General features: G+C 49.0%; 15 protein-coding genes. All 15 read left to right on the top strand.

What is annotated here, in order from left to right:
- Positions 1–56: 56 nt before the first annotated feature.
- Positions 57–392 (top strand): nucleotide pyrophosphohydrolase, encoded by a 336-nt coding sequence (locus ACFO4L_RS04665; RefSeq protein ID WP_377908511.1) that lies wholly within the window; start codon positions 57–59, stop codon positions 390–392.
- A complete protein-coding gene (dapB, locus tag ACFO4L_RS04660; protein ID WP_377908510.1) occupies positions 389–1180 on the top strand; it encodes a 4-hydroxy-tetrahydrodipicolinate reductase in 792 nt (263 codons plus the stop codon). The genes ACFO4L_RS04665 and dapB overlap by 4 nt, the downstream gene beginning before the upstream one ends.
- Positions 1181–1221: 41 nt before the next feature.
- A complete protein-coding gene (gene mgsA, locus ACFO4L_RS04655) occupies positions 1222–1644 on the top strand; it encodes a methylglyoxal synthase (protein WP_377908509.1) in 423 nt (140 codons plus the stop codon).
- Positions 1637–2329 (top strand): bacillithiol biosynthesis deacetylase BshB1, encoded by a 693-nt coding sequence (gene bshB1 / locus ACFO4L_RS04650; RefSeq protein ID WP_377908508.1) that lies wholly within the window; start codon positions 1637–1639, stop codon positions 2327–2329. The genes mgsA and bshB1 overlap by 8 nt, the downstream gene beginning before the upstream one ends.
- Entirely contained in the window at positions 2326–3447 is a 1122-nt protein-coding gene (gene bshA / locus ACFO4L_RS04645) for an N-acetyl-alpha-D-glucosaminyl L-malate synthase BshA (RefSeq protein WP_377908507.1), read from the top strand. Before bshB1 ends, bshA begins: the two co-directional genes overlap by 4 nt.
- Positions 3444–4538 carry a hypothetical protein gene (locus ACFO4L_RS04640; RefSeq protein ID WP_377908506.1) on the top strand — a complete coding sequence of 365 codons (1095 nt, stop codon included), beginning with the start codon at positions 3444–3446 and terminating at the stop codon, positions 4536–4538. Before bshA ends, ACFO4L_RS04640 begins: the two co-directional genes overlap by 4 nt.
- Positions 4517–5476 (top strand): biotin--[acetyl-CoA-carboxylase] ligase, encoded by a 960-nt coding sequence (locus ACFO4L_RS04635; RefSeq protein WP_377908505.1) that lies wholly within the window; start codon positions 4517–4519, stop codon positions 5474–5476. The genes ACFO4L_RS04640 and ACFO4L_RS04635 overlap by 22 nt, the downstream gene beginning before the upstream one ends.
- 178 nt (positions 5477–5654) lie before the next feature.
- Positions 5655–6491, top strand: coding sequence for a 3-methyl-2-oxobutanoate hydroxymethyltransferase (panB, locus tag ACFO4L_RS04630; RefSeq protein ID WP_377908504.1), 837 nt, complete (start codon positions 5655–5657; stop codon positions 6489–6491).
- Positions 6488–7345, top strand: coding sequence for a pantoate--beta-alanine ligase (panC, locus tag ACFO4L_RS04625; protein WP_377908503.1), 858 nt, complete (start codon positions 6488–6490; stop codon positions 7343–7345). Before panB ends, panC begins: the two co-directional genes overlap by 4 nt.
- Complete coding sequence (gene panD, locus ACFO4L_RS04620) at positions 7335–7718, top strand: aspartate 1-decarboxylase (protein ID WP_377908502.1); 384 nt, start codon at positions 7335–7337, stop codon at positions 7716–7718. Before panC ends, panD begins: the two co-directional genes overlap by 11 nt.
- A 30-nt stretch (positions 7719–7748) precedes the next feature.
- Positions 7749–10517 carry an ATP-dependent DNA helicase DinG gene (gene dinG, locus ACFO4L_RS04615; RefSeq protein WP_377908501.1) on the top strand — a complete coding sequence of 923 codons (2769 nt, stop codon included), beginning with the start codon at positions 7749–7751 and terminating at the stop codon, positions 10515–10517.
- Positions 10514–11809 carry an amidohydrolase gene (locus ACFO4L_RS04610; protein WP_377908500.1) on the top strand — a complete coding sequence of 432 codons (1296 nt, stop codon included), beginning with the start codon at positions 10514–10516 and terminating at the stop codon, positions 11807–11809. The genes dinG and ACFO4L_RS04610 overlap by 4 nt, the downstream gene beginning before the upstream one ends.
- Positions 11810–11904: 95 nt before the next feature.
- Positions 11905–12072, top strand: a complete 168-nt coding sequence (locus ACFO4L_RS04605) for a YpmA family protein (protein WP_377908571.1) — start codon at positions 11905–11907, stop codon at positions 12070–12072.
- Positions 12073–12075: 3 nt separating this feature from the next.
- Positions 12076–12651 carry a cell wall elongation regulator TseB-like domain-containing protein gene (locus tag ACFO4L_RS04600; RefSeq protein ID WP_377908499.1) on the top strand — a complete coding sequence of 192 codons (576 nt, stop codon included), beginning with the start codon at positions 12076–12078 and terminating at the stop codon, positions 12649–12651.
- 35 nt (positions 12652–12686) lie between these two features.
- The gene (locus ACFO4L_RS04595; RefSeq protein WP_377908498.1) at positions 12687–13871 is read left to right on the top strand and encodes a pyridoxal phosphate-dependent aminotransferase; all 1185 of its coding nucleotides are present in this window, start codon (positions 12687–12689) and stop codon (positions 13869–13871) included.
- The last annotated feature ends 1 nt before the right edge of the window (position 13872 follow it).

The following is a 13872-nucleotide window of genomic DNA, read 5'->3' as shown; positions in this document are numbered from 1 at the left end:
GACAGTTGCGGACGGCTGGCAATCTGATTTCGAGTTTAATGAAAGGCGTGTTAAAAATGGAGAAAAAATCATTAGAGCAAATGCAGTCGGAAGTAGACGCGTACATAGGTCAATTTAAAGAAGGGTATTTCTCCCCGCTGGCTATGATGGCAAGGCTCACCGAGGAGATGGGGGAGCTTGCACGAGAGGTGAATCACTACTACGGAGAAAAGCCTAAAAAAGAATCGGAAGAAGAGAAAACCCTGACTCAGGAAACAGGAGACATATTGTTTGTTCTGATTTGTCTCGCAAACTCGCTCGATATTGATTTAGAGGAAGCGTTTAACCTTGTTATGCATAAGTTTGAAACGAGAGACAAAGACAGATGGACAAAGGTGGAGGATGAATCATGATTACCGTTATGATTGCAGGACCGAGAGGGAATATGGGCAGAGAAGCTGTAAAGCTCGTGCAGCGGGAAGAGGGTATGAAGCTCACGGGCGTGATCGATTACAAATTTGGCGGGAAGACCATGCAGGATACTGGTCACATGGAGTCTCTCGACATTCCCGTTTTCGAAACGCTGGATGACGCTGCGAAAAATAAGCCGGATGTTCTCATCGATTTAACGAATCCGGAAACTGGTAAAAAGCATTTACGAAGAGCACTGGAGCTCGGAATCAGGCCTGTAGTCGGTACGACGGGCTTTACAGATGAGGATATTGAGGCATTGTCAGTGCTTGCACAGGAAAAAAAGCTCGGGGCTGTGATTGCACCTAATTTTGCAATAGGGGCAATTTTATTAATGAAGCTGTCGGTCATGGCTGCAAAATACATGCCGGAGGTGGAAATCATTGAGCAGCACCATGATCGAAAACTTGATGCACCTTCAGGCACGGCGATGAAGACAGCACAGATGATTTCAGACGTTCGGCCCGAAGCTTCTCAAGGACATCCGGAAGAGGAAGAGGCGTGGAAAGGTGCAAGAGGCGCAGACTATGAAGGAATGAAGATACACAGCGTCCGTCTTCCAGGACGAGTCGCACACCAGGAAGTTATTTTTGGCGGAGAGGGGCAGACGCTTACGATTCGTCACGATTCATTGAACAGAGCTTCGTTCATGCCAGGAGTAAAAATGGCTGTAGAGCATGCGGTCGCTGCTGCGGGGCTCGTGTATGGACTTGAAAATCTGATTGACTAACGGGCTGACGAGCCTGATAAATTAGACAGGAGGAACGAAAAATGAATATCGCCTGTATCGCACATGATAAGAAAAAGGATGATTTAGTCGCGTTCATGACAGCATATGAGCACATTTTTTCTGGGCATACGCTCTATGCTACGGGAACGACCGGTAAACGGATTATGGAAGCGACGAGCTTGAAACTTCATGCTTTCCAATCGGGGCCTCTAGGGGGCGATCAGCAAATCGGAGCGATGATCGCAGAAGACAGCATGGATGCTGTGCTGTTTTTTCGGGACCCGCTTACCGCGCAGCCGCATGAGCCGGATATTAACGCTTTGATCCGCCTGTCGGATGTATACAGCATTCCGCTTGCTACCAATATGGCGACAGCTGAAATACTCGTAAATGCGCTGAAGCGCGGGGAGCTGGAGTGGCGCCGCGTTATTTCCGAGCGTTCGAAAGGCGATCAGCATGACTGATACGTATCTGTGTATCGGCGCCCATCCGGATGATATTGAAATTGGAATGGGCGGCACGGCTGCCAGGCTGGCGGCATCTGGAGCAGAAGTAATCTTTGTTAATCTGACCCAGGCAGAGATGTCGTCAAACGGGAATCCGGAGCTTCGTCAGAGAGAGGCTGCAGCTGCAGCTGATATTCTGGGTGTTCATAACTCCAGCAGCCTTTCCTTTTCGGACAGGGGACTTCGACTGCAGGAACGAAATGTCCATGATGAGATCGTCAGGTTGATCAGAGAATGGCGGCCGCGCTGGCTCTTTGCTCCTTCTGTTCACGACAGGCATCCGGATCATCGTGACTGCTCGGTCATTGTGCGCGAAGCATTCTTTTCGAGCGGCATACGCCGATATGGTAACGAGGCTGCTTTTCGTCCGGATAACTTATTTTATTATCAAATTAACGGCCCTGGCTCTCCTCAAATTGCAGTCGATATCTCGGACTGGGCAGACCGGAAATACGAGGCGCTGCGCTGCTATCGTTCCCAGTTTGAACAAGCGGGGGGCGTGAAGACCCCGTTAACGAACGGCTATTTGGAAGATGTAGAGGCGAGAGACAGATTGACAGGCAGAGAAGCAGGAGTCCAGTTTGCTGAAGGATTTACGTCAGAGAAACTGCCGCTTCTGAGCACGGGAGTTGATTTTATATGAAAATTGGTATTACATGCTACCCGACCGTTGGAGGGTCGGGTGTGATTGCTACGGAATTGGGAAAAGCACTAGCAAGAAACGGGCATGAGGTTCATTTTATTGCTTCCAGTATTCCTTACCGGCTCGATGAAGCTCAGGATGGCATTTATTTTCATGAAGTTCAGGTGAATTCATACGCCGTTTTTCAATATCCGCCATACGATCTCGCACTGGCAAGCAAAATGGCGGATGTCATTAAGCAGGAAAAGCTGGATGTGCTGCATGTACATTACGCTGTGCCCCATGCTGTAAGCGCCTTTCTTGCGAGCGAAATGACCGCTCACCCAGTTCGGATCGTAACAACACTTCACGGTACTGATATCACAGTGCTCGGGTATGATCCTTCCCTAAGCGACATCATCCGTTTTGGAATTGAACGATCCGACGAAGTTACTGCGGTTTCCAACGACTTAATCCGTCAAACGAACGAATTGCTTGATATAACCAAGCCAATTACACCTGTATATAACTTTGTTGATGACAGTGTTTACTATAAGCGGCCGGATTCGGGTTTGAAGAAGTCGCTTAGTATACCGGATGAGGTGCCGGTTATGACGCATGTATCGAATTTCAGAAAAGTAAAGCGTGTCGAAGATGTCGTTAAAACGTTTATGCGGGTCCGCCAGGAAATGGATGTGCGCCTTCTGTTAATTGGAGACGGACCTGAACTCCCTGTCATCCGCGCGATGGTTAAACAGGAAGGCCTTGAACCCTGGGTGCATATTACAGGTACACAAAAACGTGTAGCGGATCTGCTCTCGATCAGTGATGTGAAGCTGTTGTTATCTTCAAAAGAGAGTTTCGGACTGGTTCTCCTGGAAGCAATGGCGTGCGGCGTGCCGGTGATTGGAAGCAGTGCTGGTGGCATTCCGGAAGTAATCGAGGAGGGCGTAACAGGATACGTTGTACCAGTCGGCGATACAGAAGCAGCTGCCAGCAGAGCGCTTCACATGCTGGCCAACCCGGAGCTTCGTAAAAAGATGGGGGAAGAAGCAGTAAAACGGACTGCGGTAGCATTCAACAAACAGGCAATCGTAGATGACTATGTGAGGGTCTATCAAAAGGCGTGCAGCCGATGAGCAGGGTTGTTTCAACTGCCGTTGATATGATAAACGCTGTAAGAGAAGCTGGCTGGGAGTCCTGGATAGTAGGCGGGGCAGTCAGAGATACGCTCATGAAGAAAGAACCTGCTGACGTGGATATAGTCTCTTCTGCCGGAGAGGCTGTGTGGCAGAAGCTGTTTGGACGAACGGTTCGTGTTGGCCGTCGCCATAACACTTTTCTCGTTTTTTCGGGCCGAATCCCGTTTGAAGTTACTCCCTTAAAAGGCGCAACCATTGAAGAGGATCTTTCAAGGCGTGATTTCTCCTGCAACGCGGCAGCATTTGATTCAACAGGAGCTTTGATTGATCCATTCGGAGCAGAACGTGCGGTGGCAGAAAAGCGGCTTGCGGCTCCGGGTGATCCTTCCGTTATGTTTCAACAGGACAAACTCAGGTTGCTTCGAATGATCCGTTTTGAGATTTGTCTTGGATTTAAAGCGGATGACCTGCTTGAACGAGCTTTTCAGGTACATGCACATTCATTTTTTGCTGTACCAGAGCGAATTCAAAAAGAACTGGATACAATTCGGGCATGCATCTCATCGTCAAAGTTGCTTGGAGCATATGAGCAGCGGGCAGCCTGCCTGCCTGAATCGTTTCGTTTCTCTTACGATCCTCAACACAGGGAGTTCGTGGATTATCCACTCTCCGCATTGGCCTGGAGCCTGATGCTCACAGATGGGGATGACAAAAAAGGGCGGGAGTTAGGATTCGGGCGCCGTTTAAGAAAAATGACAGGTAAAGCTGCCGATGCTGCAAATACATATCCCTGGTCAAACGAAGCGTTATATTACTATGGAAAGGAAGCGGCAGTTGCGGCAGCTGAACTTCTTCCTGAAAAGAACGGCGCAGCGTTAACCGAAAGGAGATATCAGCTTCTGCCAATTAAGCACCGCAGAGAGCTTGCCCTTAACGGAGAGGATATTTCCCTTTTCGCAGCATCAGATCGTAAAGCAGTACTGGAGGCTTGTGAAAGATACGTGCTCCAAGGCGGAAAGAACGAACGCGAAAGCTTGCTTCGCTATGCAAAGGAGAGACAAATGGAATGGGAGCAGAGGAAACATTAAAGCTGCTGAGGCAGTCATCCACATATGTGTCAGGAGAAAAGATAAGCAGCTCGCTGAAGTTATCACGCACAGCGGTCTGGAAACATATTCAAAGCTTACGAGCAATGGGCTACGATATTAAAGCGGTCCGGAACCGGGGCTATCTGCTGGTGGATGAAACAGCAGTTTTATCTCCGGATAAGCTGCAGGCACGGCTTGATGAAGCCGGGGTGCCTGTTACTATCGACCACACGCCTTCCCTTCCTTCAACGCAGACTAAAGCGATGCGATTAGCTGCGGAGGGGGCGCCTGCGTACACGGTGGTATCTGCTGATGAACAGACCGGCGGAAGAGGGCGGCTCGGCCGGCCCTGGAGTACCCCATTCGGTACAGCATTAGCTATCAGCATTATCTTCCGTCCGGAAATGGACATGCGTGAGGCGCCAACGGCCACTCTAACCGCTGCAGCCGCCGTCGCAGAAGCACTGGAAGAGATGAACTTCAGACCGCAAATTAAATGGCCGAATGATATTCTGCTGAATGGCAAAAAAGTTTGCGGCATTTTAACGGAAATGCAGGGCGAGGCGAGCCGAGTATCTTCATTAGTGATGGGGATTGGAATCAATGTTAACACCGAACAATTTCCTGAACAGCTCCAGGAAATCGCTACGTCACTCGCGATCGTGCGCGGTGCCCCTGTAAGCCGGGAAGAAACAGCTTTTCATTTACTAGCGGAGCTGTACGAGAGAATGATTCAGTTTCAGCTCGACGGATTTCAAGCTGTCCGGCCTCTATGGGAAAAACATGCGCTCTCTTATACAAAGCCAGTGACAGTCGTGCAAAACAGGCAGCGGGTTACCGGTATAATGAAAGGAATTGAAACGGACGGGACGCTGCTTTTGGAAGCTGAAGACGGAACAGTCCATTCCATTGTTTCCGGAGATATTGAAGGCATCTGACTTCGACGCAGAGAGGGGATTCTGCTATAATGACGATTGGACAGCATCCGATAAATTGGAGCTGTACCAGGAAGACCAGACAAATTTTACATGTCTGCCTCGATCCATTCAGCGGACGGGGACAGAAGGTGGTGCGCAGTCTGCGCAGCCCTTCTCTTTTAAGAGCGGAGGGGAAAATATGAAAAAAACAACACTTGGCTTTAAAAAACTGAAGCAGCAGAACGAGCGCTGCGTCATGGTAACTGCCTACGATGCGCCAGGTGCACGGGCAGCCGAAGCAGCCGGTGTAGACTTGATTTTAGTAGGAGATTCACTCGGCATGACAGTGCTCGGCTACGACACAACAACGCATGTGACGACGAGTGATATGATTCACCACACGCGGGCCGTCAAACGAGGGGCCGGCAATACGTTCATCGTCACGGATATGCCTTTTCTAACTGCTCAAGGCTCCGATGATCGAACGCTCGATGCAGCACTTCGGCTTATGCAGGAAGGCGGGGCTGACGCTGTTAAAATCGAGGGGGCAGGGACAGTTTTTTCGAAGATTCGCATGCTGACGGAAGGCGGCATTCCGGTATGTGCCCACTTAGGTTTAACCCCGCAGACAGTAGGCGTTGATGGCGGGTACCGCGTACGCGGTCGAACACAGGCAGAAAAGGACAAGCTGATGAAGGAAGCGTTGGAAGCAGAACAGGCAGGGGCATTCATGCTCGTACTTGAATGTGTCACGGAGAAGACAGCTGAAGAAGCTGCCCGTCAGCTGGACATTCCCGTGATAGGAATCGGTGCAGGCCGTTGCACAGATGGGCAGGTGCTTGTGTATCACGATATTATCGGTCAATTTAATGGAAAACAGGCGAAGTTCGTTAAACAATATGCAGATGCAGGCCAAATGATTGAAACAGCGCTTTGCAGCTATGCCAAAGAAGTCAGGTCCGGCGCCTTTCCTGAAACGTCGCATACGTTTGAACCGATGGAAAATCCGGAAAGTCTTTACGGTGGATCAAAATGAAGGTGCTGAGAACGATTCAAGAGCTTCGATCAGCGCTTGATCAAGAAGCCTCCCCGACAGCATTTGTGCCAACGATGGGAGCCCTTCATGACGGACACCTGGCCCTTGTCAAAGAAGCGGCATCAGGGCATGTGGCAGTCGTAATGAGCATTTTTGTAAATCCGCTGCAGTTTAATGATAAGCAGGATTATGAGGGCTATCCCGACACGCTTGATGAAGATATCCGTCAAGCGGAAGCAGCAGGGGTCACCCATTTGTTCCTGCCTGATCTGCACGAACTGTACCCTGCTGGTCCGGAAGGCATGTCGACCTTTATCCATGTTACCAAAGGGGTGGAAGTGCTCTGCGGAGCCCATCGTCCGGGTCATTTTGATGGCGTAGCGACTGTCGTTATGAAGCTGCTGCAGATCGTGTCACCTGACTGGGCTTACTTCGGACGTAAAGACGCACAGCAGGCAGCTGTTATCGAAAATATGGTGTCTGATTATCATGTGCCAGTGAAGATCATCACTGTACAAACGGTCCGCGAAACGGATGGGCTTGCGATGAGTTCAAGAAATGTCCGGCTTCGTCCCGAGGAGCGGAAGGATGCTCCTAACATATACTATGCTCTGCAAACGATGAAAAACGTTTATGAAGAAGAACCATTTTCTCCAGAGTCGGGTCGAACGATGCTGCAGAAATTTGTAAAGGGAACGGTAGAGTACGCGGAGGTAAGAACGTATCCCGGGCTTGAGCTTCCAGCTGAGAACTATCGTGGAACCCTGCTGCTTGCCTGTGCAGTTCAATATGACCAGGCGCGTCTGATTGATAATATTATGTGGACCAGAAAGGAAGAAGATCATGTTTCGTGAAATGATGGGGGCTAAGCTTCACCAGGCTGTCGTAACAGAAGCAAATTTGCAGTACGTAGGCAGTATTACCATTGATCAGGACCTGCTGGATGAAGTAGGGCTTTTGGAGAACGAAAAGGTTCAGGTTGTGAACAATAACAATGGAGCGAGGCTGGAAACGTATATTATATCTGGTAAACGCGGCAGCCGAACCGTCTGTTTAAACGGGGCAGCAGCTAGGCTTGTTCAGCCGGGAGACCGTGTAATCATCATTTCCTATAAGTGGATGACTGAAGAAGAAGCGTCTGTACACATGCCGAATGTCGCCATATTGGATGAAGAGAACCGGATTGTAGAAAAAATGGGAACAGAGCCTGCCGGGACGATACGCTAAAGGCTGACAGTACTATGGAGAAGGTAGGGAATGATGTTGTCTAAATTTGTAGTTATGGATCTGGAAACAACAGGCGTGTCTCCCGCAGAGGGTGATCAGATTATCCAGATTGCCTATGTGGTGATTGACAATGGAGAAAAAATAAAGTCCTTCTCAAGCTTTATCAGCGGAGCGGCATACATTCCGGAATTTGTTCAGCAGCTCACTGGCATATCGCTTGAGGATCTGGAGGGAGCGCCTGCTTTTGAGGATGTAGTCCCTGAAGTGCTTACGGACTTGTCTAATGCCTGTTTTGTCGCCCATAATGCTGATTTTGATCTTCCCTTCTTGAACGAAGCGCTGGAAGAAGCGGGATACACCTCTTTTGAAGGACCGGTCGCTGACACGGTCGAACTAAGCCGCATATTTTTCCCTTCAGAAGACAGCTTCCGGCTGGGTGAACTCTCCGCTTCTCTGGGCATCTCTCATGATAATCCGCATCAGGCCGACAGCGATGCGGAGGCGGCTGCCGATTTATGGCTCCGCATACATAATAAATTACAGCAGCTTCCCGCAGCAGCGTTAAAGCATCTCCTTTCTCTTTCAACCAGCTGGAAAAGTGACATGTATCCGATCGTAGCAGAAGCTTATGAAACGGCATCCGGGGCAGATGAAGCCGAGTCGGAAACCGAAACATATCGGGGCATAGCAGTAAGAAAGCCAGCTAAAGCTCCGCGGAGAAATCGGACAGAGCCTGTTCAGCTTAAAGAAGTACTCGCTACCTTTCAACAGCAGGAAACCATGGAGGCCATTTTTCCTGGCTACATTTACCGTTCCGGCCAAGCGGACATGATGACATTTACAGATACTATTTTTTCTGAGAATGAGACCGGATTAGCAGAGGCAGGCACAGGGACTGGAAAAACGCTGGCCTATTTAATTCCCGCAGCCGTTCATGCCTGGAATAATAAAGAGCGGATCGTTATCAGCACGGAAACCATCCAGCTGCAGGAACAGATTCTAAAAAAAGAAATACCACTGCTGGAGAAGCTGCTTCCTTTCAGACCAAAAACGGCACTCTTAAAGGGGCGGCATCATTATGCGTGCTTGCAGAAAGTAGAAAGGCTGTTGGAAAACCAGCTGCATGAAAGCTATGAGACGATGCTGGCTCGCTCCCAGCTCCTCATCTGGCTGACGGAAACGACGACAGGTGACCTTGAGGAGCTTAACCTTGCTGCAGCTTCGCAGCTTTTTATGAAAGAAATTGCGAGTGACCCGGAGTCGTGTTCTTCGCCTGACTGCCCCTGGTTCTCACGTGATTATTACCAGCGCGCTAAGCAGCAGGCGCGCGAGGCGGACCTTGTTATCACCAATCATGCGCTGCTTCTGACAGATATCGCACATGATACACAGGTCATTCCGGCATACCGAAAAGCCGTGATTGATGAAGCTCATCATTTATCAGAGGCCGCTTCCAGACAATTTGGGATTTCACTTGAATATGCTGATATGGCAAGACTTCTGAATGAATTCGCTGGCAGGGATAGGGATCAAAAAGGCTTGCTAGAGCGGGCGCTGGAGCACCTTCCAGCACAACTAAGCAGATTAACGACTGCTTTTGAGGATGCAAAGCAGGAATACCATGATACATTTTTAATGATGTACCAGTATTTGTCGCATGGAGCAGGAACCTCTGAAAGCGGCGGAAGAGCACGAACGGTTCACATGGACCGCAGATGGGCGCAGGTCCAGGATACAGCAGCCAGGTTTCGTGCGGTCATGCAGGATATTCTCGATGAATGGGTTTTTTTGCAGCAGGAAGCTTCAGAGAAAGATCTGCCGAAACTGACAGCGTTTTTTCAGGAGCTAGAGGATAAGCTCCACCTCGTGGAAAAGCTTATTCTCCAACAGCAGGACGGGTATGTTTATTGGCTGGAAAAGTCCGCTAAAGGACCGAAGCAGTCCATTACGGTTTATTCAAGCCCGACTGAAGTCGACCATCTGCTTGCCGACCGATTCTTTCGTAAAAAGAAAAGTGTGCTGCTGACGAGCGCCACCATGACAGTCGATAAAAGCTTCGCCTACATGATCGATGAGCTGGGGTTGGAAGATTTTGAAATCAGGACTCTGCAAGTTGCATCTCCTTTTCGCTGGAAGGAACAAGCAGCTATTTTGATTCCAGAGGATATGCCTCATATCAAAGACGATGGAGAAGAGCTGTATATTGAAGCACTTGTTGAAACAGTGTATAGGCTTTCGAGTGTCACTAAAGGTAAAATGATGGTATTGTTCACCTCTTATGATATGCTCCGCCGTGCCTACCGTCTGCTGCAGCCAATGCTCGACGAAAGCTATCTTCTAATCGGGCAGGGCGTCCAGTCTAAAAGCAGAACAAAACTGGTTAAAATGTTTCAGCAATTTGACCGGAGCATTCTCTTTGGCACGAGCAGTTTTTGGGAAGGAGTCGATATACCAGGCGATGATCTTTCGGTTCTCGTTATGGCAAGACTACCTTTTCCGCCTCCGGGAGACCCAGTTTTTCAGGCAAAAGCAGATAAACTGAAAGAAAGCGGTGGGTCTCCATTTATGAAGCTGTCGCTTCCAAAAGCGGTTCTCCGATTCAAACAAGGCTTTGGCAGACTGATTCGGAATGAAAAGGATTCGGGCCTCATTGTCGTTATGGACAGAAGGATTATCACAGCGCGATACGGACGGAAGTTCTTAAAATCGCTTCCGGAAGACGTTGCCGTGTATGAAGAGTCAATATACGATTTGGAAAACCGGGCCGAGGCCTGGTTCAGGAAGGAGCTGCAGGAATGAAGGCAACAGTCATAAAAAACGGTATTCTGCTGACTCCTGGGCAACCGGCTGAGAAAAAGGATATTCGGATAGAAGGAACAAGCATTACGCGGATTGAACCGGACTTAGAGCCGTTAGATGAAGATCATGTAGTAGATGCTGCAGGCAGGCTTGTGACACCGGGTTTTGTTAATACACACACTCATACAGGCAGCACGTTATTAAGAGGTGCAGGCGGAGGTCTTCCTCTGCAAGAGTGGCTTAAAAATGTCATGTGGCCGGCGGAAGGTCAATTTACTAGTGATACCGTTCGTGCGGCCTCCAACCTTGCTATGGCTGAAATGATCCGCAGTGGAACAACGATGTTTATGGATATGTACCATCTGGATATGCTGCATCTTGCGGAACGGGTTACAGAAGTAGGAATGAAGGCTGTACTGGGAAGAGGAATGATCGCACTTGATGGGCGCTGGACAGAGAGGCTGAAGGAGTCAGAAACGCTTATACAGGCCATTGAAGCTGATACTAGCGGTCTTGTTCAGGCTGCGGTATCGCCTCATGCCCTTTATACTTGTCCGCCTGACTTTATTTACAAGGCAGCTGAGCTGGCTGATCAATATGATGTTGTTCGGCATACACATATGTCTGAAACAGCATCGGAAGTCTCCGATCACCTCGCGAAGCATGGTATCACCCCTTGCCGGCATTTATATGAGCTTGGATTTCTAACGCCTCAGACAGTGCTTGCTCATGCCGTACATGTGACGGAAGAAGATACTATTCTGTTGCAGGAAAGCGGAGCTTCCATATCACATAACCCACGCTCCAATTTAAAGCTGGGGTCGGGGATTGCTCCTATCAGCAGAATGCTGGAAGCAGACATCCGGATCGGAATCGGCACTGATTCAGCAGCAAGCAACAATCGTTTAAGCGTATTATCAGATATGCAGACTGCAGCAATCCTTCATACTGGTGCAGAAGAAAACAGCACGGCAGTGCAGCCGGCGGACTGGCTGAGAGCTGCGTGGAGAACGGGAGCTTCCATGCTCGGTTTCTCCAATACAGGCGAACTAAAAACGGGGAAGGCCGCAGACATCGTACTCTTAAGGACAGACAGGCTGCACATGTCGCCAGACTTGGAACAGCGTGCTGAGGATCATCTGCTCTATGCAGCTGAATCCTCTGATGTGACAGACGTCTGGTGTAATGGACGAGCGTTGATGCGTGAAGGAACGCTTCTTACGATCGATGAAGAGAAGGTACGTGCCGAAGCAGAATCAGAGTGGAGAAAAATTGCGGAATCAACGTCCTGACAGGACCAGGTATGATAAAATAAAATCGTTGCAAGCAGAACCCGGCTATACTCTGCGTCGCTTTTAAAGGAGGACGGAACGTGAGCAGCAATCAGGTGAAATTACTTAACAGCGTCACGATAGAAAAATGTCCGGACGCATATAAAATGGTAGATTCCTTAAATCGCACGTTAAAAGAGAGAGATTTAATGTTTGGTATTGCGCTGGATGATAAAGACAGCAGCCGAATGGTATTTACGATATATGATACTGCGGGTGAATAATGCATGAAAAAATTACTGATGATATTAGGCCTGGCCGGAACGGCAGCGGTAGGCGTCACTGTATACGCTGTTCTCAACTCTGCATTAAACCCGCTGGAAGAACGGCAGGCTCTTGCGGCTGAAGCTGCTGAAGAGGAATATGAACTGCAGGAAATCCGGGAGATCGAGTATTTTCATGGAGCAGTCTCCTACCAGGTGATTGATGCAGTCGACGCTTCAGGAGAAGATGTCTATGTGTTTGTAGAAGACCCGCTTCCTGAAGAAGAGGAAGCGGCAGAAGAACTGGATGAAGCTGACAACGAGGCTGGGGAACAGGAAGAACCGGCTGAGGGAGAAGAACGTGACATCATCGTGTTGAATAAGAATGATGGGATTGCGCAGGACGAGGCTGTATCAATCGCTGCTTCTGACGCGGATATCAGCCGATTTATCTCAGTTAAACCGGGCTTTATCAGTGATACGGCTGTTTACGAGGTCCGTTATCGTGATTCGGAAGGGCGCTTCGGCTACTATTACGTTTCATTTGAAGATGGTGACTATCTCCGCAGATATGAACTGTCGCCGCGTATTTCCAGATAACCTTACTTCATTATAAATAGAGGAGTGTATTACAAATGCAATTTTCCCCTAAGGTAGAATCGATCACACCATCATCTACGCTTGCGATTACCGCTAAGGCTAAGGAACTTCGGGAACAGGGGCATGATGTCATTGGACTCGGGGCAGGTGAACCGGATTTTAATACACCGGAGTACATCATTGAAGCCAGCTATAAATCCATGCTGGAAGGACATACGAAATATACTCCCGCAGCGGGTCTTCCTGCTTTGAAGCAAGCCATAGCTGAAAAATTAAAGCAGGACAACGGGCTTTCTTACCGTCCAGACGAAATTATCGTGTCAACGGGTGCCAAGCATGCGTTATCTTCTATTTTTCAAACGATTTTACAGGACGAAGATGAAGTTATCATCATTACACCTTATTGGGTAAGCTACCCGGAACAGGTAAAAATTGCAGGAGGCAAGCCTGTATTTGTAGAAGGACGCGAGGAAAACGGCTTTAAAGCAGAAGCTTCTCAGATCGAGCAAGCAGTAACGGATAAGACGAAGGCGGTGATTATTAACTCGCCGTCCAACCCGACCGGAATGACGTATAGTGCTGCCGAACTGCGTGAAATAGGGGATGTGTGCCTAAAATACAACATGCTGATTATTTCAGATGAAATATATGAGAAGCTTCTGTATGACGGAGCGGAGCATGTTTCCATCGCCCAGCTTTCGCCGGAATTAAAAGAACAGACGCTGCTCGTAAATGGTGTCTCTAAATCGCATTCTATGACAGGATGGCGTATCGGCTACACAGCCGGAAATAGTGAAATTATCAAAAAGATGTCGAATCTGGCCAGCCATACTACGTCAAATCCGGCCGTTATGGCACAATATGGTGCGATCGCAGCCTATGAGAAGGACGATGGTTCGGTTGAGAACATGCGCGCTGCATTTGAAGAGCGGCTCAATAAAGTATTTGACCGGTTAAACAGCATTTCCGGATTCTCCTGCCAAAAGCCGCAGGGCGCTTTTTATTTGTTTCCAAACGTAAAAGAAGCGGTGGACGCCAGTCCTTATAAAACAACGGATGAATGGGTGACGGCCCTACTGGAAAAAGCAAAAGTCGCCGTTGTACCAGGCAGCGGGTTTGGCGCGCCGGATAATATCAGACTGAGCTATGCGACAAGCCTGGACCAGTTTGAGGAGGCGCTGAACAGAATCGAAGCATTTACAGCTTCACACGGATCCTGAA

The sequence above is a fragment of the Bacillus daqingensis genome, assembly GCF_042654445.1.
Taxonomy (GTDB): domain Bacteria; phylum Bacillota; class Bacilli; order Bacillales; family Salisediminibacteriaceae; genus Alkalicoccus; species Alkalicoccus luteus.
The sequence above is the reverse complement of the archived record's forward strand: the minus strand, read 5'-3'. Positions and strand labels throughout refer to the sequence as shown.

What these genes read in the sequence shown, in the direction of transcription:
- ACFO4L_RS04665 (WP_377908511.1), top strand. Translation starts at nt 57, where the DNA reads ATGGAGAAAAAATCATTAGAGCAAATGCAGTCGGAAGTAGACGCGTAC.
- dapB (WP_377908510.1), top strand. Translation starts at nt 389, where the DNA reads ATGATTACCGTTATGATTGCAGGACCGAGAGGGAATATGGGCAGAGAA.
- mgsA (WP_377908509.1), top strand. Translation starts at nt 1,222, where the DNA reads ATGAATATCGCCTGTATCGCACATGATAAGAAAAAGGATGATTTAGTC.
- bshB1 (WP_377908508.1), top strand. Translation starts at nt 1,637, where the DNA reads ATGACTGATACGTATCTGTGTATCGGCGCCCATCCGGATGATATTGAA.
- bshA (WP_377908507.1), top strand. Translation starts at nt 2,326, where the DNA reads ATGAAAATTGGTATTACATGCTACCCGACCGTTGGAGGGTCGGGTGTG.
- ACFO4L_RS04640 (WP_377908506.1), top strand. Translation starts at nt 3,444, where the DNA reads ATGAGCAGGGTTGTTTCAACTGCCGTTGATATGATAAACGCTGTAAGA.
- ACFO4L_RS04635 (WP_377908505.1), top strand. Translation starts at nt 4,517, where the DNA reads ATGGGAGCAGAGGAAACATTAAAGCTGCTGAGGCAGTCATCCACATAT.
- panB (WP_377908504.1), top strand. Translation starts at nt 5,655, where the DNA reads ATGAAAAAAACAACACTTGGCTTTAAAAAACTGAAGCAGCAGAACGAG.
- panC (WP_377908503.1), top strand. Translation starts at nt 6,488, where the DNA reads ATGAAGGTGCTGAGAACGATTCAAGAGCTTCGATCAGCGCTTGATCAA.
- panD (WP_377908502.1), top strand. Translation starts at nt 7,335, where the DNA reads ATGTTTCGTGAAATGATGGGGGCTAAGCTTCACCAGGCTGTCGTAACA.
- dinG (WP_377908501.1), top strand. Translation starts at nt 7,749, where the DNA reads ATGATGTTGTCTAAATTTGTAGTTATGGATCTGGAAACAACAGGCGTG.
- ACFO4L_RS04610 (WP_377908500.1), top strand. Translation starts at nt 10,514, where the DNA reads ATGAAGGCAACAGTCATAAAAAACGGTATTCTGCTGACTCCTGGGCAA.
- ACFO4L_RS04600 (WP_377908499.1), top strand. Translation starts at nt 12,076, where the DNA reads ATGAAAAAATTACTGATGATATTAGGCCTGGCCGGAACGGCAGCGGTA.
- ACFO4L_RS04595 (WP_377908498.1), top strand. Translation starts at nt 12,687, where the DNA reads ATGCAATTTTCCCCTAAGGTAGAATCGATCACACCATCATCTACGCTT.